Raw genomic sequence first — 22,178 nt, forward strand, 5'->3', positions numbered from 1 at the left:
TTCCTCCTTCATATTTCTAAAGCATGTACACTTTCGTATACAACGCCTATAGTAATGTTGGTTTCTTAAAATTTCCTTAACGATTTAAATAAAGTGAAACTTTAACTAGTGGGGGGATTTGTCCATCCTCCACTAATTATTAGCCCAAACCAATCGGGACAAAAAAACACCGCTCATCACGAGCGGCGTTTTTCTAAGCATTTTGTAATTGTACTTCTTCACGTTCCATTACTTTTCTTAATACAATTGTTTGTGTCATTGTAAATAAATTACCTGTAATCCAGTACAGCACAAGTCCTGATGGTGCCGCAATACCCATAAACAAAATCATTGCTGGCATCATAATTTGCTGTATTTTCAGCATTTGTACTTGCTCTCCAGGCGTTATATTTGATTGGAACACCTTCATTTGAATAAATGTTGTTAACGCTGCGATAATCGGTAATATATGATATGGATCTGCATGTCCTAGGTTCACCCATAAAAATGAAGATGTACGAATCTCTTCAGTTCGGCTAATCGCATAATACAAAGCAGAGAAAATCGGCATTTGTATAAATATTGGCCAGCACCCAGCTAACGGATTCCAACCGCCTGATTTCATTAGTTCTGACATTTCTTTTTGATACTGCTTTTGTTTTTCAAGATCTTTACCCACATCACCGTATTTCTGTTTCAGCTTCTGTAATTCAGGTTGCATTTTTTTCATTTTCGCTTGGCTACGATATTGCGAAACAGCTAATGGAATCATCACTGAACGAACAACAAGCGTAATGATAATGATTGCAATCCCGAAGCTAGCTCCAGGTATATGATGAGCAACAAATTGAATCATAAATGAGATTGGATATACGAAATAATGGTTCCAAATTCCCGTACTATGTGAATCAATTGTACCTGCATTACTGCAGCCAGATAAAACAAAAACAAGTAATAATGATAAACTAATGAGCCTAGCTCGGTATGATTTTAACATGTTCATTCCTCCAATGTTTCGTAATTAATTAGCGAAACATTGGTGTATACGGACCTACCTCGTCACTCTCTCCACTCGATTCTTGTCTGCGGACAGAACGAATCATTCCATATTTATAAAAAATAGAAAATAGCGGTACATTTCTTGTACCCTCTTCACACGTATCAACTAGTTTAAACGCTCTCTGTCTACCGTTCGATGCTTGCTGACGCACAAAGCGAGAAACGTTAGCAAGAAAGAAAACTTCTAATAAACAAAGCGCCGTCGTTACAAACGATATATATAGAATTGCATCCTGCAATAAAAATTCCATCGCTTCACATCCTTAATAAAGTCATTTTAGCACATTCCACAAACATTCTCTATTTCCTTTTGTTCTCAAAAGTTTTTTTGCATATTTTCTCAAAAAATTATGCTAGAAAACTAATGTATTCGCTTTCTTTAGTATATTCACACGTATCTTTGAATAGGTTTAATTTGTTAGAAATTTATAAAATTTTTGTATTATAATAAAACTATTGCCAGTTTTTGAAAAAAGCTTTATTCTCTTCTTGTAATCAAAAATGAATATGGAGATGAAACATACTATGGGTCAACTAGGAGACGCCGATTACGTTCCCGACACCGCCTTTTTATCCTTCCCAGCAGCTAAAACATTTCACTTAGAATTTATGATACAGTTAGTTGTTATTTTTATAGCTTCTATTTTGTATGCAATTTCTATGAATATGTTTTTTATCCCGCATAATATGATTAGCGGTGGGTTCGCTGGTGTAGGGATGATTATCGGTTATTTAATGCACTACAATATCGGAGCACTTATCTTTTTACTAAACATTCCGCTTCTTATTTTAAGTCACTTTTACTTAGGAAAGAAGACAACCTTTTTAACGGCATACTTTGTAGCTGTATCATCTTTAGCGATGAACATTATCCCAGTACACCAAGTCTCAGACGATATTTTACTTTCTTCTGTATTCGGTGGTGTCATCTGCGGTGCTGCCTCAGGAATCATATTCCGATTTGCTTCTTCAACAGGTGGTTTTGATGTTGTTGGATTGATTGTAGCGAAACATCGCGATGTTTCAATTGGAGCAATCATCTTTGGATTCAACTTAATCTTACTTGTTGCAGCAGGATTTATTTTCGGATGGGATATTACGCTTTATACGTTAATTAGTCGGTTTGTAGTCAGCAAAGTAATTGATGCCGTGCATACAAAACATATTAAATTAACGATAATGACAATTACAGAAAAAGGTGAGGAAATAAAAAGCTCACTATTACATCACGGCATACGTGGGGTGACAATGGTAGATGCTGTCGGCGGCTATACAAACCATAAGAAAAAAATGATTTACACTGTCGTAACTCGCTACGAGTTGGGCGAAATGAAACGTATTATCCGCCAAGTGGATAATAAAGCATTTATGAACATTACTGAAACAGTTGAAATTGTCGGCCGTTTCAAACGTATATAAAAAAGCGCAAGGAACTACAATTCCTTGCGCTTTTTATTTTTTACACTTATTACAAAATCAGATAATTCTATTATTGTATCACTAAATGTGTTATAATAAAACTAGACTTACAAAAAAGAGTATATAGACTTGGAAGTTTCTCTTATTTTTATAAGCAAAAAGAAACGAGCAGTCGGGTATATTTCAGACACCATACACGTAACGGTTTTCCAAAAGCCGTTCATCTTAGTTATTCTTCACTGATCTTTTTATACAAAGATACGTACAACTAAAATTCACTTCAATATACTATACCTACCTTTTTGACTTCCAAATCATCTTATTACATAAGGAGATGAACATATGAATCAATATATACGATACACACTAGCTGTCCTATTTGCCATCGTCGGCGGTGCAATCTGTTTCTGGACAAACACTCAACTTGGGGAGAATATCATTTTTAATGGAATCGAAACCCTTGTAAGCGCTTCAATTTTAGGCGGATACATTTTCTTCCTCTTCAATCCAGAAGAAAATGCTCAAAAAACAATGTTATTAACAATGATCGGAATCGTTGGTGGATGTATTTCCTACTCAATGACAAACTATACATTACCACTTCAATTAAGCTCAGCTTTCTTCCACGGTCTATGGACTTGGTTTATCGCATTCTGCCTAGCAGACGTATTCAACCTACTACAAGACCACGAAGAAGAAAATGGTCAACAAATTGAAAGCAATTCTTAAGCTGGAAGATACTCTTCCAGCTTTTTTGTTTGCTATTCTCCACGCTTGCATACCCCGCTTGGTATTTATCGAAATATATCAGCGATTTTTTCATTATATCGACGTTTCGACACAGGATATCGATTTACCGACAATTTTGAGCAACCTACTTATACTCAATACCCCATCACTAAAATAAAAAGAAGTTACCTTTACGGCAACTCCTTTCCCACATACCCCACTCAGTATTCACTAAAATATATCGACGTTTCGACACAACATATCGATTTAACGACATCCTTCGACAATCAAAACGTGCAACATACCCTATCCCCCAAGCAACTTACTACCGAACTCCACGATTAAAAAGATAACTAACAGGATCGCAAGTATTTTCAATGCTACATACGTCACTTTAAAAATTACATAAATGAGCAAGACTAACAAAATAATCGCTAAAATTTCCATATATAATTCCTCCAAGCTTTGCTCTTCTTATCTCATTTTACTCGCCCCGAACTTTTTATGGAACGGCAAAAGATTACATACAGAAAAGAGGATACCTCACCCATCGTAAGATACCCTCTCCTTCAACTGCTCAAACCATTCTCTCTCTAATTGTAAATATCCTATCTCACTCTTCTCAGCGCTCTTCAATTCTTTATCAGCTTTCCTCATATAAGTGCGTGAAGCTTCTAAATCACCCTCTAAATATTTAACAATTCCTTGTGTGCGGTAATACCCATTTAAGTCCATTTTTGTAATTGCCTTTGCATGTTCCTTCGCTTCTTGCAGGGAAAGATTTCCCTCCTGATACAGTACTTTATATAAAAGATACCAACTATGAAAACTACCAACAAAATATTTATTCTCTTTTGTCACAGGTAACTGCACAATTTTCTCTAAATGCACTATCGCTTTTTCCATTCCCTCTTGATCAGCTCGGGCATAAAAGACAAGCATAAGTCCACTCATTATCTCGCTTATACTTTTATCCTCTTTTAATTTTCCCTCACTAAGTTCTATTAATCTCTCATCCCAATTTTCCGGTCTTTTGTAACTAAATAACTCACTCGATACTTGAATCGTGTATAAATGCTCTCTAGCCTTTTCATCATCTTTAATTAAAATGAGAAATTGCATGCCATCGCTTAGTAGCGCTCCCTTTATTGGAATTGCTGTGACGACAAAGATTGCAAGGTGTAAAACAGAAAAGTATAAAAGCATGTGGTAATAACTCACCATATATATGTAACCTGATACAATGCCAAATACGAAACTCGTTAATGGTCCGCTTAAAGTCATCCATGCCCATTTTTTCGAAAGGTTCGGTGTGTATGTGGAAGGCGGTACTAACATTGCGACGCCACCAACATACATCCATATTTTATTTTCTCGAATTCGTATTTTTCCCTTTTCTTTTTGAACAGTAATAGGCCCTACTGTCATCAACTTAAATTTCAAACCGACTATCAAACCACATATTACATGCCCTAATTCATGAATAGCTAACACTAGCAATGCAATCCCGAAAAAGGCCCATATTTCTATAATTTGCTGTACTTTTTCTATTCGAATGAATCCGTATAAAGCGGAGCAAACGAAGGCAACGAATAATGAAAAAGCAGGTCTTCTTAAAATGTCCACCGTTTCTCTCCCCTTAATAAATCATCTTTTTATGCATTTCGTACATAAATTTCCCGATATGTAATATCCAAATAAACGAGATTAAGCCAAGCAACACGAAATTGATATCACTAGTCGCTGTATATATAACGGCAGCCCACCAAGCCAACGCCAGTACTGTATTTGTAAATTCATACGCTTTATATCCAGCCTCATGCACAATATGCTTTAACCCCTCATCTGCATTTTTCGTCCACATTTTCATCGATTCCATATATGTTACACCTTGTTCAGGATATAGCTTGTTATAACGATTCTTTGTTATGATCCCGATAATCACTACAATGGTTAAACAGGCAGTAGCAGCTACCAAATTCCAAACTGTAAATGAAACATTTTCGTCATGTATGAGTGCACGTCTACATGTAATAATTGCATATACAAACCATGCCTGCATCACTATATCACCTACACGTAAATACATGATTATAATGCCTAACTTTCTGCCTTGTACGCTCTCTTCTTCATCGCGTGCTTTCGCTAACATACGTGTATTCTTCCAAGTGTAATAAATCATTACTACTCCAAATATCGTACATACCCCTAGTAATATATTCGGTGATAATTTTCTCGGTTCATCCGAAAGCAAATCTAAAGCTATATAAGATGCAAAAAAGCCAAATATCATACTTAATAAAAACTTCCCCAAAATATTGAATTGTTTTTTTAGTCTACTCTCCATCTTCCTCTTCCCCCTCCACTAACATAAATATCTCCTCCACCGACGCTCCAAAAATTTGTGCGATTTTTAGCGATAACACAATAGACGGCGCATAATCTCCGCGCTCAATTAAACTAATGGTTTGCCGAGATGAACCAATCGCTTTACCTAACTCACCTTGTGATAAACGATGCTTTGCTCTAAATTCCCTCACTCTATTTTGAAGCTTCATGCTTTACCTCTTTTTCATTTATTTAATTAAAATTGTAAATAATATCCTTTCAAATGTCAATTATCATTGTCATTTTGACGTAGATACATGTCAAAAATGGATATATATTATACTAGACATAACGTATATAATAATTTTTAAGAACTACATAATTGAGGTCAACGTAAACTTCCTTATTACTGAAAATAGCACCTACCAAGGTTATAGCACTGGCTTTTCTAGTGAATTTAATAAAGTGAAACTTTAATCAGTGGGGGTTTTGTTCATCCCCCACTGATTATTAGCCCTCACCAATCGGGCTTTTACGGGCAGCCCGACTCCTACCTAACTTCTTTGCTTCAGCTGAATTTTGAGGTGGGAGTCTTACTGCCCGGCAAATAGCGGGATAAATATGAACCTATGTCCATACTAAGCAACGATACGTACGAACTTTCACCTAGTAAAACGGGAACATATTATATAGTAGTGACCGGTTACGGTATCGAGGGAAAAATAAAAGCAAACTGGAAAATACAATAAAAAAGGCAGTGCTTTTGCACTGCCTCCCTTAAATCTGACATAGAATGGATTCCATATTAACTTGCGTTTTGTAAAAATACTCGTTTTAGTTGTTTGCGGAAACGAATGCCTAACGTAATCGCTACAATGACAATAGCTCCGAAAATGATTTTACCGATATGATCTCCCAGTAATCCGAAAATATCATGTAAGTTACCACCTAACCAGTAGCCACCAATTAAGAAGAATGATACCCAGAATAAAGCACCTGAATAAATTGTAATCGCAAAGCGGCGAAACGGTAAGTTAATGATACCTGCAAAGTATCCTGTAAAATGACGTACACCAGGAATGAAGAAACCGATAAAGATTAGAAAATAGCCATACTTATCGAACCACATTCTCGTTAAATCAATTTTTCTTTGTGTTAAAAATACGTACTTCCCGTATTTTTGAACAAAAGGCATACCAAGCTTATTTCCTAAAAAGTATTGGATTGTCATTCCTACACTTGTCCCAATAAAGGATAGGATAATTAAAATAGGTAAACTTAGGTCACCCTTCTGTGCTAAAAACCCCGCATATGCTAATGTTGGCTCTCCCGGAAACGGAAGTGCAATATATTCTAACAGCAAGCCTACAAGTACTACATAATACCCGTATTGCTGAAATAATTCATGAACCCATTCCATGTCATCTCCCCTTTCATTCACGTACAACTTGTTACTATTATTGTATAAAAAAATTGTCGAAATAACTATCACAATAGCTTACATTTTTATTACATTTTTGTAAGGCTCATGCTAAAGTTTTCTGTTCTTTATTTAATTATATAAGTTATCGTTTTAAAACGGGATGACACCTATCTATTACAATGGCTAGAGTCATTAATATACAAATTTCATCCAGTTTTCAGCACTCGAAAATCGCCTCATTTTGTTCTCTATAAAAAACCATAACAAACTCATACTAACTTCATATTAGCTTCATATACGTATTGTAAGATTATATCGGAATTTGTTGAAAACTTTTACTACTATATTACCTAAACATTAAATTGAATAAATATAAATCGCTTTCTGAAAATGAAAAAAGGGAGAATAAGAATGGAAGCTTATAAAATGCACGATTTTATTAATACCAATATTGAATCTCATCCAAATGAAACGATTTTTAATTTACACATATGTGAAACAAATGAATTTGACGTAAGTTTAACAAAATCCACAACGCTATCTTTTGTCGTTTCTAAAAAGAATATTAAAATTGTCACGAAAAAATGGACTAATTCTAATCAAGAAAGCATGATTGGAAAAAGTTATATCATTCCAACGAAAGCGTTTCACTATTTCTTACCTATGATTTCTGAAACAGAAGATGAAATGAGTATTCAAGTACAGAGCTTCGGACTACACGGTGAGCTTTTACTAAATGAAAGATTGCTCATTGATAAAAACAACAAACATAATACAAAAATCACCACTTTTTTTGAATCACTAAATGAAAACGTACATCAAGCATTACGAGGATTACAAATTCATTGCATGTAATACTACTAAAATAGTAAAAGGAGAATATCAATGAAAAAATTACTAGTAACTATAATGTTATCGTTAGGTTTTTTAACTGTTCCATATATGTCTGCGGAAGCAGCTTCAACTAACGAACAGCTTATCGTTGACACGAAATTAAATAAAATGGATTTCTATCAAAATGGAAAGTTTATAAAAAGCTTCACTGTCGCTACTGGCAAAACAGCAACACCTACACCTAAAGGTACTTTTCAAGTGGTAAATAAAATTAAAAACCGTCCTTATTATACAGGACATATTAAAGGCGGCGATCCACGTAATCCACTTGGTGACCGTTGGCTCGGATTAAATATGGCAGGAACATACGGAACAACGTATGCGATTCATGGGACTAACAACAATCAAGCGATTGGCAAAGCTACAACACTTGGCTGTATTCGCATGTATAACAATGATATACATTGGTTATTTGAACGTATTCAAGAACGTGCCACTGTCACTGTAAAATAACCTATGAACAAGATTTACATGTAGCCAAGAATTTTATATCTTGGCTTATTTTATTTATTCATTTACAGTAGCTAAACAACTCTACTTGCATATATAATGAGAGTAGACTGCACTAAATAGCATAAAAACATTAATAAACATAGATATTAAAATTATACAGTTATAATATTTTATAAATTTCACACTGCATACTATAATAGAACTACTGTGATACTGAAATATTCAGTTCCAAAAAACAACTCCCCTTGCTACTTTTATGATTATTTTATAGCGGGGGCTTATTATATGTATATACAACTTGAGTCACCCGAAAAATGATGAATTCGAATATTGCAGTAAAAAGCGTTATTTAGGAGGTGTTACTATGACGCATATACTGGTGATTGAAGACAACCCAGATATACAAGAACTTATTCGTGAATTTTTAACTGCCCAAAATTTTACCGTTGATGTGGTTGGTGCTGGAACGGAGGGAATTCTTCTTTTCCAAAAAAATTCATACGACCTTGTCCTCCTTGATGTAATGTTACCGGATATAGATGGTTATAGTATTTGTAAAATTATGCGAGGACAGTCTGATGTACCAATCATTATGTTAACAGGCTTACATAATGAGGAGAGTGAAATTAAAGGGTTTGAGTTGGGCATTGATGACTATATTACAAAACCGTTCCATTACACGGTATTTATTAAACGCGTAGAAGCTGTATTAAGAAGGACAACAACGAAGGAAGCCGAAACTGCAACTATACTACAATTCCATGAATTGATGTTAAATTCTACAGCATATGCGGCTTATGTTCATGGTAATCAAATTGAACTAACAACTAAAGAGTTTGAGATTATATATACGTTGTTACAAAATCGAGGAAAAGTATTATCAAGAAGTGATTTGTTAAATAAGGTATGGGGCTATGAACATTATGGTGATGTAAGAGTTATAGATACACATATTAAAAATTTAAGGAAAAAATTAGGGATTACTTATATTAAAACGGTGAAAGGCATTGGCTACAAAATCGAAGCATAGTAAGGATAACATCACCAAAAATATTTTCATCAAAACCCTATTGTTTTGTGTTCTTTTATCAATTTGTCTTTATCAAATCATTTATTTTCTAGCTTTAAACTATGATAAAGGGCGTTATGCGAAAAACCCTGAAACTCAAACTGTGGAACATGCGAATTCAGTTACGAAAAACGAACAAAATAAAAGAGAACAGAATAAAGCTGTTTCAGAGGGTAGCATTTCAAATTTCCAGTCATCTATTATAGATTTCAAAACACTCTCTACGGCTATTAATCATCTTTTGCAACCTAGCCAAACTACAAAAGCAAAAGAAAATGTAGCAAATCTTTCGGAGGAAAGTAACAAAACTGAATCACATACTAAAGCGGAACAAATAGCCGCTAACACTGATTCCTTACATACACAAAATGCAGCAAAGAAAACAAACGAAACACATGATAATCCTAGTTTAGCAGATGCCTTGCAACAATTAGCTCCAAATATTGGTGCAACAATGCTTGCATTATCTCTGCTCGGCTCTTTATTTTATGCCAAACTAATTGCCAAACCTTTTCAATATATGAGTGATACTTTAAAAGATATTATAAATCTGGACTTTTCAGATCAACAATCACCTAACAAAAATACAGATCAAACAGATTTTAATTTGCAAGTAGCCGCTTCACAAGTCCCAACCATTGTGAAGAATCTACATGAAACAAATACAGATTTACGAAATGAGCTCAAGAAAGAACAACAATTAGAACAATCTCGCAAAGAATTTATGTCTATGGTATCCCATGAATTAAAAACACCTATCGCAGCCGTTATGGGCCAACTAGATGGCATGATTCACGGAATCGGTGCATACAAAGATAGAGACAAATACTTAAAACGTTCCTACGAGATGATGCAGGATATTAACATATTAACGGAAAAGATGTCAGAATTATCCAAAATGCAAAATCCTCAATTCAAACCGAATTTAGAAGTTATTTCGCTATCTAACATCATTGAGGACGTTATGAAGAAAGTAGATTATTTTATATCTGTAAAGCAATTAAATGTTCAATCTAATATTAAACAAGACGTACAAATTTTAGCTGATCCTAAATTTATTCAAACTGCTATTTTTAATATTATTTCAAATGCAATTCACTATACAATCGATCATCAGCATGTATATATAAAGCTTTATGAAAAACCGAACGGTTACGCATTAGAAGTATTAAATACAGGTTCACAAATTGATGAGGACAAACTCGCTCATTTATTTGAGCCATTCTATCGCGCTAATCCTGGAAATAACGGTTTAGTACAAGGTAGCGGTCTTGGATTATATATTGTAAAACAAATACTAGATAAACATCAGTTTCCTTATGGAATACAAAACACACCTCAAGGTGTAAAATGCTCAATTGTCTTTCCAAAAGCAATGTAAACTACTACTATAATTTCATACCCCAAACTCATACTTCGTATGAGTGGCGGAATTTTGTAGAGTCTCTGTCTCTGTTTCGTTCGCCCGTTGTCCTTATTAGGATAACGGGCGTTTTTTATTTATCCCGCTATTTGAGGGCATTAAAACTCCCACCTCAAAATTCGGCTGGAGCAAAGAAGTTAGGTGGGAGTCGGGCTAATAATCAGTGGGGGATGAACAAAACCCCCACTGATTAAAGTTTCACTTTATATAAGGAGGTTTTCACATGGAGAAATTTAAGTATTCATTACTAGTTTTATTCGGCGCTTGTAGCTACGGCGTACTTTCAACTATTTTTAAACTCGGATTCATCGAAGGATTTTCATCACACCAACTACTAGGAGGACAATATGTCTTCGGATGGATTGGACTCCTTTTACTCGTTCTGTTCTTTTCACGTCATAAAGTATCAAAAAAACAATTCTTTTCGTTACTAACAGTCGGCACAACAATGAGCATGACAGGTATTTTCTATGCTATTTCCGTAGAAGAATTGCCAGCCTCTATCGCTGTCGTTTTACTCTTTCAGTTCACTTGGATTGGTGTAGTCATCGAAGCGATTGCGAATCGAACATTCCCAAGCCGTGAGAAAGTTATATCTATTATTATTTTATTTACTGGTACATTGTTTGCTGGTGGAGTATTTGAAGGTCTTGGACAAAACTTTTCTACGAAAGGTATTATTTTCGGACTATTAGCTGCCGTCTCTTTCTCATTCTATGTATTTGTAAGCGGGCGCGTTGCTACAGATGTTCCGCCTTATACGAAAAGCTTTCTTATGACAACGAGTGCTACTCTTATTGTATGCTTATTTTTCCCGCCTACCTTTTTAACAGATGGTACCTTACAAGCAGGCCTATGGAAATACGCTTTCTTCCTTGGACTGTTCGGGGTTATTATACCTGTCATTTGTTTTTCAATTGGGGTACCAAAAGTAGGAACAGGACTTGGTACAATATTAGGTGCAGCTGAATTACCAACAGCAATTATCGCTTCTATTACACTTGTTCATGAAGTTGTATCGCCAATGCAGTGGATTGGGATTGTGGTTATATTACTCGGTATTTTTACACCACAACTACTTACTGCTAGGAAAGAAAAAAAACAGCATACGATGCATAGTGCGTGAAAACATCAACTTGTATATAAATGTGAATAAAGTTGCGATATGTTAAACTTTATTACTACCTTCAAAATAACATATGATATTGCGGCTATTATTCTCGTAATCCTTGCTGTGCTTTTCTTTTTAAAAGATAAGAAAGAGGGTTATACAGCATGACAAAAGACCTTTCATTTATTTGAAAGGTCTTTTCCTTATATTTCACTTTACCGCCCCATATAACTTCTCTACCTCATGTTCAATTTGTTTTACATCGATTCGCTCAAATAATGGCTGCACATTATCAATTCGGTTTGGCAACGTGTTTTGAGGTTCCCAATTTACTTTAACACTCGATAATGTATTTCTAACTCTTTCACTTGAAAACGGTAAAAATGGTTCAAGCAGTTGTGCAAAGTTTGCTATCAGATAAACACAATTATAAATTGTTTCCTCACATGAAACTGGGTCCTCTTCTCTTTGTTTCCAAGGCTGCTTTTCATCAAAGTATTTATTTGCAAAGCGTACTGCATCAAATATTGTTTCTAGTGCCACCTTAAATTTAGTTTGTTCAATCGCCTCTCCTACACTTTTATATAATCCTTCTACCTTATCTCTCAGCTCTATATTAATATTTGCTTTTGGCACAATGCCATCATAATACTTTTCAATGAACTTCAATGTCCGGTTCACAAAGTTCCCGTATGCGCCTAATAGTTCACTATTATGACTGTAAATGAATTCACGCCATGAAAAATCAGTATCACGATTTTCTGGTGCATTTACTGTTAAAAAGTAACGAATAGAATCTGGATTATAGCGTTCCAATATATCAGGTACCCATACTGCCCAGTTTTTACTTGTCGATAACTTTCTTTTTTCTACTGTTAAATACTCATTCGAAACGATATGACGCGGGATCGCTTCTTCTCCTATTCCAAGTAATACCGCTGGCCAAATGATTGAATGAAATGGAATATTATCCTTACCATGTACATAATATGTTTTCGCATCTCTATCCCAAAACTCTTGATCAGCTTTCTCTGTTTCGTCAGCCCAGTGTTTACTCGCTGAATAATATCCTGTCACCGCTTCAATCCATACGTAAATTTTCTTATCTTCATATCCTTCCACCGGAATTGGTACCCCTATTGGTAAATCACGTGACACTGCCCTATCTTGTAACCCTTCCTTTAAATATCTCTCTGTTAATTGAATTGCATTGTCGCGCCATGTTCCTTTTTGCTTTGCAATTTCTACGGCCGCTTTAATTTGCTGCTGAAATTTATGCAATGCAAAATAGAAATGCTCTGTTTCCTGTACTGATGGCGTACTACCGCATAACTTACATTTCTTTTCTAACAAATCGAGTGGATCTAAAATAGCGGAACAAGCATCACATTGATCACCCCTCGCTGCTTCATGGCAATGCGGACAAATACCTTCTACATATCGATCCGGTAAAAATTGCGTACACGTTTCGCAATAAGCTTGTTCAACGACTTTTTTATAAATATAACCTTCTTCTAATAGTCGCAAAAAAACTTTTTGAACCGTTTCATGATGATGTTCACTATCTGTGCGTGTATAGCAATCATACGTAAAACCAAGATTATGAAAACATCGCTCGAATTCTTCATGATATTGATCAGCTATTTTCTTTACTGTAACCCCTTCTTGCTTTGCTCTAATTGCAATCGGTGTTCCATTACAATCACTTCCTGAAACATACAACACATTCTCACCTTTAGCCCTATAATAACGCGCTAAAATATCTCCTGGTAACAAACTAGCAATATGTCCAAGATGTAACGAACCATTTGCATACGGCCAAGCGCCTCCAATAAAAATACTCATCTTATATTCCTCCTTTAAAATATAAAAAGCCCCACCCCTATCTTAAAAAAGATAAGGGCGGGGCTGTATAAACAGTCGCGGTACCACCTTATTTCGTCAGTCATTCACATAACTAACCTTAACAAGTACGGAGCTATATGCTCTTATACTGTGGTTTTGATAACGAGTACCAACTCTCGTCGCCGCCTACTATTATCATTTGATAAGTTCAGGACGAAGCTCAAAGGCCATTGTTCAAATGAATATTCTTGCTTCTTCTCAGCTACCGAAGCTCTCTGGAAAGAATGGTTCCATTCTACTTTTCCTTTTCAACGCTTTTATGTATAACACGTATTTTACGACTTAATAACAGAAAAATCAAACTTTTATTTTTTAAAAACAGGAAACCCCACTCATTCACCGAATAACTATATGTTCACAAAAGGAGTGATAACATTGAATCAAAAGCAACTAAGTGCGATTAATGAAAAAAGCTGGAACGCAGCTGCTTATGAAGCTTGGACAAATCGCCACGGGGCGCCAGAGGATTATGCGAAAAAGCTCATGGAAGATCCAATACGCGAGGTAGATCATTATTTACCCTACATACAATCTCCAAAAGGAAAGCGTATTATTAATTTACTCGGATCAAAAGGCAACAAAGCAGTTGCTCTTGCTCTTTTAGGAGCCGATGTAACAGTTGTAGATATTTCAGCAAGTAATGAAAAATATGCAACCGAACTAGCCGAAGCTGCTGGTGTCTCTATTCAGTATATCGTTTCCGACGTACTAGATTTAAATCTATCCCAATCATTTGATATCGTGTTACTGGAACTTGGCGTGCTCCATTACTTTTTAGACTTAAAGCCACTCTTTCATATAATCTCTCACTTACTAAAACAAGATGGGACATTTATACTGCGTGACTATCATCCCGTTTATACAAAATTATTAGGAGTAGATCATCCATCATTTCGAGCAAATGGAAATTATTTCGATGAGGAACTTATTGAAGATGACGTAGCTTATAGTACTCTCCTTACGGAATCACAGAAATACGCTTTACCGAGAACAAAAATTAGGCGCTGGACACTAGGAGAAGTTATTACAGCAATGGCAGAAACAAATTTCAAGGTTGAAAAATTGATTGAAGAACACGGATCTCATCAAAGGTGGGTCTTCCCTTCTACTTCACCCGAAGGAATTGAAGAACGCATACCCGGTCTATATACATTAATTGCGACAACATGCAAAAAAGGATCCCTTCACGGATAGGATCCTTTTTTTGCATGCTTACGCATATAAGTTGAGGTTGGAGATTACCATAATTCTGTAGAATAGGACACAAGATATTTCAACATTCGTCTCTGACTTACGTCGTCAAAAAGGGGTATGACCAACATAACGAAGAGTAATGTTTTAGTTGATAGTGATAATCGTTATCAACTAATTAGAAGTATACAGGATGTTATTTCAAATTACAATAGCCTTTCTGGTTTTTATTTATGAATTTTTTGATATACAAATGTATACATTTTAAGAACATTTACTCATATCAATTTGCCTCCTTCCGTTATCTGCTATAATTTTCACTGAACAGATTAATAACTTCATAATAATGTTTTTATTAATTCCATTTTTTATATTTATAAATTATAATAAATAGTTTTTTGAAGAAAAGGTAGGGGTAACGATGAAATATGTTAGTATTCGAAAAAAACTACTCTTCACACTCTTAAGCATTTGTTCCTTATTTAGCATTGCTCTAATTATTATTCTTATATTCGCTATGAACCAAGCAAATGAAGTTGAAACATTAAAAAATGATGTATCAAAAAGAGCAACCATTTTAAAAGAACGCGGTGATTGGTTCCAGGCGCAAGTTGCTGGCTTACAAGAATATTTACTATCGCACGATCAAAAAGGATTAGATAAATTCAACCGGGAAGGAAAGAAATTAGCTGATACAAGAGAAAAAGTAACAAGTGATAAAAAACTCCCTGAAGGAATGAAAGAGGCCATTTTAATGGGCGCGAAATGGCGAAGCGTCGTAGACAATGAGGTTCTCCCCCTTGCACGTGAAGGGAAATGGGACGAAGCATCCAAAATTGCTTTAGCTCAAACAGATTACGTAAATGACCTTTTAAGTCGTTTTACTAAATATACAAATGAAGAGAACGAAAAACGTGATACATTAATTGCTGAAGTTCAATCTTCTTCATCTCTTATCCAATATATTATTTTCTTCTCACTCATTACATGCACACTAACTTCTATTTTATTAGCATGGTGGTTCTCTGGTAAACTCGTTAAACCGATTCGACAAATTGATGCGAAATTAAAAGAATTAGCTTCTCAAGATGGTGATTTGACTGCTAGATTGAATGTAACTAGTAAAGATGAAATCGGTGATATTGCACATTCCTTTAATCAAATGCTCGCTAACTTACAACGTATAATAAAGCAAGTTCAACAAACATCAACAAGTGTAAAAGAAGCTTCAGAAAATATGTTTATCGAAACAACTGCATCTATGGACACTACCGCACAAATCCAAGAGACTATGAATGCTCTTGATCATAATATTCGTTCGCAAGTGTCTAGCATCGAAGAAAGCTCAACAGCAATGGATGATATGGCAACAGGTGTTCAGCGTATTGCAGAATCTGCCTCTTCTGTTGCTAGCTTAGCTGTTACAACTTCAGAAAAAGCAGATGATGGCAGTAAAGTAATTGAAAAATCTATTACACAAATGAATACAATCAATGAAGCTGTTAACGCTACATCGCAAGTAGTAGAGCGACTCATTACACATACTAATCACATTGATACTGCCCTTCAATCCATTTCTAACGTTGCAGAACAAACGAATCTACTTGCTTTAAACGCTTCTATTGAAGCGGCCCGTGCTGGTGAACATGGTAAAGGATTTGCTGTTGTCGCTGATGAAGTTCGTAAACTTGCAGAACAATCTAAACTAGCTGCAACCGAGATCAACCATTTACTTCATCAAATTCAAGAAGACACAAAAATAGCTAATGAAATGATGACACAAGGTCAATCCGAAGCTTCACAAGGAATCACAGTCATTCGTACTGCTGGCTCTTCATTCTCAGCAATTGTTAACCACATTAATAAAGTCTCTACACAGATGCAAGAAATGTCTGCAACTGCTGAAGAAATGGCCGCAAGTTCTGAGGAAATGAATGCAGCTTTAAATAATATCGCTTCTATTTCAAACGAAGTTGCCGCTGAAACATCACAGACAGCACATTCAGCTGGTGACCAAGTAAATGTAATGAAAGACATTGCTACAAAGTCATCAGAAATGAAAACTGCAGTACAAGAACTTGAAGTTCTCGTTTCTCATTTCAAAACAAATGCATAAAGTGAAACTTTAATCAGTGGGGAGTTTTCTCCTCCCCACTGATTATTAGCCTTCACCAATCGGGCTTTTACGGGTCGTTAATTCCCCACCTAATTTTGAGGGGGAGTTTTACTGCCCGCAAATAGCGGGCAGTAAAAAAGAGGGATTTCTTTTTTTAGCCCCTCTTTTTTACTTTTAAATATATCTTTCTCTCTCCCACTCTGTCTGCTATAATTCCTAAAGGAAATAAGAAAGCTTTATTCCAACTTTAAATAGGAATAAGGCTTTCTTTTAAATTGTTATATAAAGTAATCCTAATACTCGAATTTCACAAAGGAGGTTTTTCAATCATATGAATTTTATTAGCATTCGAAAAAAATTAATGTTCATGATGGGAACGATTTGCGCTTTATTTGGCATCGCATTAGCTTTTATTTTATTCTTTGCTGTTGACCAATCTCATAAAGCTGAAGCACTACAAAAAGATATTTCCCCTCTTGCAACAGAATTAAAAGAACGTGGAGACGCGTATCAAGTACAACTTTCAGCTTTAAGAGGTTATTTACTGCAACACGATCAAGTCGAATTAGACAAGTTTCATGAAATGAGTAAGCTTCTTGAAGATAATAAAGCACAACTTCTTTCTAACCCTAACGCATCCCAATCTGTAAAAGATACTATGGAACTAGGCTCTACTTGGAGAATATTTATTGAAGAAAAAGTTTTCTCTCTTGCAAAAGAACAAAAATGGGAAGAAGCATTACAAGTTGCTTCTAAAGAAAATGGTACGGTTTATAAAGTTATTGGTAATTTCACAAACTATAGCAACGAACAAGCTAAGTTACGTGAACAATCCATTGAAAAAATTGATCAATCTTCACTGCTAATTGAATATATTGTTTTCTTATCACTTGTTATATGTATTATTGTTGCACTCATTCTTGCATGGTGGTTCTCTGGCAAGCTTGTTAAACCAATTGAACAAATTGATACGAAATTAAAAGAATTAGCTTCTCAAGAAGGTGATTTAACAGCACGTCTACAAGTAAATAGCAATGATGAAATCGGTGCAATTGCCACATCATTTAATAACATGTTAGAAAACTTGCAGCATATCATTAATCGTGTTCAAAAAACTTCTGTGGAAGTACAAAATGCTTCCGAAAACATGCTAGAAAAGACCAATACATCGCGTGATGCAACAATAAAAGTTCAAAGCTCGATGTCCAATTTAAATGCCAGCATCCAATCACAAACTTCTAGTATGGAAGAAAGCTCGACTGCAATGGATGATATGGCAATGAGTGTTCAGCGCATTGCAGAATCTGCTTCTTCTGTAGCCGAACTAGCTGTAGCCACGTCAGAACACGCTAACGACGGAAGTACTGTTATTCAAAAATCTATTTCACAAATGACGACGATTCATGAAGCAGTAAATGCTACATCAGAAGTGGTCGAACGTCTAATCACTCATACGAAATATATTGATGCAGCTGTACAATCTATTTCCAATATCGCTGAACAAACAAATCTACTTGCTTTAAATGCTTCTATTGAAGCGGCTCGTGCCGGTGAACAAGGAAAAGGATTTGCTGTCGTAGCTGATGAAGTTCGTAAACTTGCTGAACAATCAAAAACAGCGGCAACAGATATTAACCAGTTGCTACATCAAATTCAAAATGATACAAAAACTGCTAGCTCTATGATGTCTCAAGGTCGCTCTGAAGCATTTGAAGGTATTAACGTCATTCGTGAGGCAGGCTCTTCTTTCACAACAATCGTCGGTCAAGTGAATACAGTGTCTACTCAAATCCAAGACATATCAGCAACTGCTGAAGAAATGGCCGCAAGTGCTGAAGAAATGAATGCTTCACTTAATAACATCGCTTCAATTTCTAATGAAGTTTCAAGTGAGACTGTCGCAACAGCACAATTCGCTGCACAGAAAGTCGTTGTTATGAATGAAATGACCCTAACTGCAAAACAAATGAAACAAACAGTTGAAGAATTAGATCAGCTTGTATCTCATTTTAAAACTGAATAGCTTTCCAAAAAAATATTCCTCCTTTCAAGGGAGGAATATTTTTTTGAGCTCATTTCCTGCACTTTATACGCATATCCATTATAATGAGAATCGATATCATTAATATTTAGGGGGTGCTACACATGTCACAACAAGCATTTGAAGAAAAGTTATACGCGAACTTAGAAGCTGTTATTGACCCTGAATTAGGTGTTGATATTATCAATCTTGGATTAGTTTATGACGTTACAGCAGATGAAAATAATAATGCTGTCATTACAATGACAATGACTTCTATCGGTTGTCCAATGGCTGGCCACATCGTATCAGACGTTAAAAAAATATTATCAACGAACGTACCCGAAGTAAATGAAATAGAAGTAAAAGTTGTATGGAATCCGCCATGGACAAAAGAACGTATGTCACGTATGGCGAAAATCGCATTAGGTATTCGTGACTAAATAAGGAAAAGACCTGACAATCCAGTCAGGTCTTTTTTCTCTTATTATTTTACTCCTACAGCGTCATAAGCTTTCGTTACAGCTTGTACCTCTTTAGAGTTTTTACCGAATAAATCTTCTGCTGATTGAAGTGCAGCTTGGCGCATCATTTTGAAATCAGAGTTTGCAGTTAAATATTTAGTAAGAGCACGGTAGTAGATTTTTTCTGTCGCTTCACGGCCTACTCCTTTTACTTTCACGCCGTAATGGTCTCCACCTTCAGATACTAAATACGCTGCCTTATTGTTAATACTACTGTTAATATGAACGCCGCCATTATCAGCTGTACCAGTATAGCGTTTATTGTAATGATCTGGGTAACCTTCACCAGGTTTTAATGGATTCGGAATAGATGCTGGATCTTTCAGAGATCGAAGTGCATCTCCAGGTTTACCAGGTGTATAAATATCAGCACCTAAATCCCAGCTCTTCTTCTCAACCATGACACCCATGATATCAGATAACGATTCATTTAACGCTCCTGATTCATTTTTATATACAAGGTTTGCTGTATGTTCAGTTACAGCATGCGTTAATTCGTGACCAATAACATCTAGCCCTGCTGATAATGGAATAAATGTCTTACCATCTCCATCACCATACATCATTTGCACACCGTTCCACGCTGCGTTATTCCAAGATTCACCTACGTGAACAGCAGAAATAAGTTTCGCACCTTTATCATCGAAAGAGTTACGGTTAAATGTCTTTTTATAATAATCATATACTTTTCCTGCATTCACATGCGCATCAACTGCCGCTTTATCTTCGAAGAACTTAGATTTACTTGCAATTTCTTCTCCTGTATATCCAAGAATTTGTGAGAATAAATTAAACAAGTTTTCATCCATATTCTCTGCATCAAATGTATGGACACCTTGTCCTCGTGTACCATCAAATAAGTTGAACGCTCCTGTTTTCGTATCTTGAGCAATTTCAAATGATTGTCTAGCCCCTAATACTCCGTAACCAAATCCAGTAATGTGATCTACAGCATTATATTTCTCAATAACATTTCCATTTGTTGCATCAACAAAGTAATGCCAATATCCTGGAGCTGGTTTCGAAACCGACGCTTTTACAAGATATGCAAGATAGTATTGACCATCTTTTTCATACACATATAAATCTTTTTTCACACCATCATAATTCTTTACTTTACCAATTTCTTTCTCAATATTAGCTTTTGCAATCGTTTCTGCTTGTTCCGCACTAATACTTGCAGATGCAGGAATATTTTTATTATCTAAATTTGGAATAACTTGTCCGAAAAATGCTTTTACATTATTCTCTTTATCAAGCGTAACCGTTTGATCTGAACCATACACAGGAATGTTATTATGCTTCTCAACTAACTTCACATGTGTCGTACCTGATTCATCGTCTTTTTCTTCACCAACGACATTGAAATGTTTATCAATATTTCCTGCTAGTTTAAACATATCTTTCTTGCTCTCTAAATATTGAAATACTGTCTCTTTTTTATCTAGACCTTCTGGCGCTTTCCATTCTTCACCTATGTAAGCTGGTGTTTTGAACTCTTGGTGATACTGGATTTTTTGCTCTTCTGCTTTCGTCGTAGTTGCTCCAAATGCCCCAAACCCACTTGCGATAACAGTTAACGCTAATGCTGATGAAATTACTTGCTTTTTCAATCTAACACTCCCCATTCCCCTAAGAATTTTTGACACACTTAATACAATTCTAAATACTTATTCGTATACCTGTTTCCAAACATTGAGAAAGTTTTTTCTGATAATTCAACTCACCAAAAAGAGGACATCGTTTTTCGACGTCCTCTTTCCTATAACTTTTCATTCCGCTATTTATATGCTGGAAAACCCCACTGATTAAAGTTTCACTTTATTGTATTTTCATTTCAATTGCTAAATAGTGAGACTTCTCTTTCGCTTGAATGTGAATATCTTTTTCTACAGCCTCCGCTGCATCACGCATTACAAGTGTTTTACCATTTACAACGCTGCTACCTTCAATTTGTACAAGGTACAATTGACGTCCTTCTTTAACAGGAAAATGCATTTCTTTACCCGCTTCTAATGATAAAGAATATAAATTTGCATCTTGGTGAATACGAATTGGTGCATCACCTTCAGAAGGAGATACCATATGGAACCACTCATTTTCACGTTTACTCCAATCAAATTTAAACTCACCATAGTTTGGTTTATGACCAGCGCGATCTGGTAGAATCCAAATTTGTAATAGACGTAATGTTTCATTTCCTAAATTATGCTCACTATGAAATACACCAGTACCTGCACTCATATATTGAACATGCCCACGCTCAATTGTCCCGCGGTTCCCCATACTATCTTCATGTGTTAATTCACCATCTATAACGTAAGAGATAATCTCCATATCTCGGTGCGGATGCATATCAAACCCAGTTTGTGCCGCTATTAAATCATCATTCATAACACGTACTGCTCCAAAATTCATGTTGTTTGGATTATAATAATTTGCAAAAGAAAAATGAAAATGTGTATTTAGCCAACCGTGATTTGCTCTTCCCATATTTTTATGATCAACTTTTCTAAACATACCCTTCACCTCATA

General features: G+C 35.5%; 21 protein-coding genes and 1 other annotated feature. Of the genes, 11 read left to right on the forward strand and 10 right to left on the reverse strand.

From position 1 onward, the window contains the following. Nucleotides 1–193: 193 nt before the first annotated feature. Nucleotides 194–976, reverse strand: a complete 783-nt coding sequence (locus MHB76_RS23965) for a membrane protein insertase YidC (RefSeq protein WP_199710090.1) — start codon at nucleotides 974–976, stop codon at nucleotides 194–196. Nucleotides 977–1,004: 28 nt separating this feature from the next. Beyond that, entirely contained in the window at nucleotides 1,005–1,289 is a 285-nt protein-coding gene (locus MHB76_RS23970) for a hypothetical protein (RefSeq protein WP_002112708.1), read from the reverse strand. A gap of 274 nt (nucleotides 1,290–1,563) precedes the next feature. On the opposite strand from MHB76_RS23970, the gene MHB76_RS23975 reads away from it, so the two are divergent. Continuing rightward, nucleotides 1,564–2,457: a YitT family protein gene (locus MHB76_RS23975; RefSeq protein WP_002145016.1), complete on the forward strand. Its 894-nt coding sequence runs from the start codon at nucleotides 1,564–1,566 to the stop codon at nucleotides 2,455–2,457. Nucleotides 2,458–2,799: 342 nt separating this feature from the next. After that, entirely contained in the window at nucleotides 2,800–3,186 is a 387-nt protein-coding gene (locus tag MHB76_RS23980) for a DUF3938 domain-containing protein (RefSeq protein ID WP_002159972.1), read from the forward strand. Nucleotides 3,187–3,492: 306 nt separating this feature from the next. On the opposite strand, the gene MHB76_RS23985 is transcribed toward MHB76_RS23980, so the two are convergent. The 5 genes from MHB76_RS23985 to MHB76_RS24005 form a co-directional block, all read right to left on the reverse strand. Further along, nucleotides 3,493–3,633 carry a DUF3985 family protein gene (locus tag MHB76_RS23985; RefSeq protein ID WP_002159971.1) on the reverse strand — a complete coding sequence of 47 codons (141 nt, stop codon included), beginning with the start codon at nucleotides 3,631–3,633 and terminating at the stop codon, nucleotides 3,493–3,495. Between the two features lie 96 nt (nucleotides 3,634–3,729). Further along, complete coding sequence (locus MHB76_RS23990; RefSeq protein ID WP_199710093.1) at nucleotides 3,730–4,812, reverse strand: M50 family metallopeptidase; 1,083 nt, start codon at nucleotides 4,810–4,812, stop codon at nucleotides 3,730–3,732. 13 nt (nucleotides 4,813–4,825) lie between these two features. Then, on the reverse strand, nucleotides 4,826–5,533 hold the full coding sequence (locus tag MHB76_RS23995) for a DUF3169 family protein (RefSeq protein ID WP_002112712.1): 708 nt from the start codon (nucleotides 5,531–5,533) through the stop codon (nucleotides 4,826–4,828). After that, nucleotides 5,523–5,744 carry a helix-turn-helix domain-containing protein gene (locus tag MHB76_RS24000; RefSeq protein WP_199710094.1) on the reverse strand — a complete coding sequence of 74 codons (222 nt, stop codon included), beginning with the start codon at nucleotides 5,742–5,744 and terminating at the stop codon, nucleotides 5,523–5,525. Before MHB76_RS24000 ends, MHB76_RS23995 begins: the two co-directional genes overlap by 11 nt. A 575-nt stretch (nucleotides 5,745–6,319) precedes the next feature. Beyond that, nucleotides 6,320–6,934, reverse strand: coding sequence for a DedA family protein (locus MHB76_RS24005; RefSeq protein WP_078173431.1), 615 nt, complete (start codon nucleotides 6,932–6,934; stop codon nucleotides 6,320–6,322). Nucleotides 6,935–7,348: 414 nt separating this feature from the next. Here MHB76_RS24005 and MHB76_RS24010 point away from each other — a divergent pair, with 414 nt between their 5' ends. The 5 genes from MHB76_RS24010 (at nucleotide 7,349) to MHB76_RS24030 (ending at nucleotide 11,902) form a co-directional block, all read left to right on the forward strand. Then, nucleotides 7,349–7,792 (forward strand): DUF3978 family protein, encoded by a 444-nt coding sequence (locus MHB76_RS24010; RefSeq protein WP_078173430.1) that lies wholly within the window; start codon nucleotides 7,349–7,351, stop codon nucleotides 7,790–7,792. A gap of 30 nt (nucleotides 7,793–7,822) precedes the next feature. Further along, on the forward strand, nucleotides 7,823–8,284 hold the full coding sequence (locus MHB76_RS24015) for a L,D-transpeptidase (RefSeq protein ID WP_002112718.1): 462 nt from the start codon (nucleotides 7,823–7,825) through the stop codon (nucleotides 8,282–8,284). Nucleotides 8,285–8,648: 364 nt separating this feature from the next. After that, nucleotides 8,649–9,314 (forward strand): response regulator transcription factor, encoded by a 666-nt coding sequence (locus MHB76_RS24020; protein ID WP_002159964.1) that lies wholly within the window; start codon nucleotides 8,649–8,651, stop codon nucleotides 9,312–9,314. Further along, nucleotides 9,292–10,734, forward strand: a complete 1,443-nt coding sequence (locus MHB76_RS24025; RefSeq protein ID WP_340987872.1) for a sensor histidine kinase — start codon at nucleotides 9,292–9,294, stop codon at nucleotides 10,732–10,734. Before MHB76_RS24020 ends, MHB76_RS24025 begins: the two co-directional genes overlap by 23 nt. A 265-nt stretch (nucleotides 10,735–10,999) precedes the next feature. Further along, nucleotides 11,000–11,902, forward strand: coding sequence for an EamA family transporter (locus MHB76_RS24030; protein WP_002159962.1), 903 nt, complete (start codon nucleotides 11,000–11,002; stop codon nucleotides 11,900–11,902). Nucleotides 11,903–12,097: 195 nt separating this feature from the next. Here the strand turns inward: MHB76_RS24030 and metG are convergent, their stop codons facing one another. After that, on the reverse strand, nucleotides 12,098–13,732 hold the full coding sequence (gene metG / locus MHB76_RS24035) for a methionine--tRNA ligase (protein ID WP_002159961.1): 1,635 nt from the start codon (nucleotides 13,730–13,732) through the stop codon (nucleotides 12,098–12,100). A gap of 50 nt (nucleotides 13,733–13,782) precedes the next feature. Further along, nucleotides 13,783–14,053: a binding site (T-box leader), on the reverse strand. 114 nt (nucleotides 14,054–14,167) lie between these two features. Here metG and MHB76_RS24040 point away from each other — a divergent pair. The 4 genes from MHB76_RS24040 (at nucleotide 14,168) to MHB76_RS24055 (ending at nucleotide 19,562) form a co-directional block, all read left to right on the forward strand. Then, nucleotides 14,168–14,986 (forward strand): methyltransferase domain-containing protein, encoded by an 819-nt coding sequence (locus MHB76_RS24040; RefSeq protein WP_199710096.1) that lies wholly within the window; start codon nucleotides 14,168–14,170, stop codon nucleotides 14,984–14,986. 418 nt (nucleotides 14,987–15,404) lie between these two features. Next, nucleotides 15,405–17,099 (forward strand): methyl-accepting chemotaxis protein, encoded by a 1,695-nt coding sequence (locus MHB76_RS24045; RefSeq protein WP_199710097.1) that lies wholly within the window; start codon nucleotides 15,405–15,407, stop codon nucleotides 17,097–17,099. A gap of 331 nt (nucleotides 17,100–17,430) precedes the next feature. After that, nucleotides 17,431–19,122, forward strand: coding sequence for a methyl-accepting chemotaxis protein (locus MHB76_RS24050; RefSeq protein ID WP_199710098.1), 1,692 nt, complete (start codon nucleotides 17,431–17,433; stop codon nucleotides 19,120–19,122). A gap of 122 nt (nucleotides 19,123–19,244) precedes the next feature. Next, complete coding sequence (locus MHB76_RS24055) at nucleotides 19,245–19,562, forward strand: iron-sulfur cluster assembly protein (RefSeq protein WP_199710099.1); 318 nt, start codon at nucleotides 19,245–19,247, stop codon at nucleotides 19,560–19,562. A gap of 44 nt (nucleotides 19,563–19,606) precedes the next feature. Here the strand turns inward: MHB76_RS24055 and MHB76_RS24060 are convergent, their stop codons facing one another. Both MHB76_RS24060 and MHB76_RS24065 read right to left on the reverse strand, forming a co-directional pair. Beyond that, nucleotides 19,607–21,256, reverse strand: coding sequence for a M4 family metallopeptidase (locus MHB76_RS24060; RefSeq protein ID WP_340987878.1), 1,650 nt, complete (start codon nucleotides 21,254–21,256; stop codon nucleotides 19,607–19,609). Nucleotides 21,257–21,464: 208 nt separating this feature from the next. Then, nucleotides 21,465–22,163: a pirin family protein gene (locus MHB76_RS24065; protein ID WP_340987879.1), complete on the reverse strand. Its 699-nt coding sequence runs from the start codon at nucleotides 22,161–22,163 to the stop codon at nucleotides 21,465–21,467. Nucleotides 22,164–22,178 lie beyond the last annotated feature (15 nt).

The sequence above is a fragment of the Bacillus sp. FSL M7-1345 genome (assembly GCF_038006985.1).
In the GTDB taxonomy this organism is placed as follows: Bacteria; Bacillota; Bacilli; order Bacillales; family Bacillaceae_G; genus Bacillus_A; species Bacillus_A cereus_U.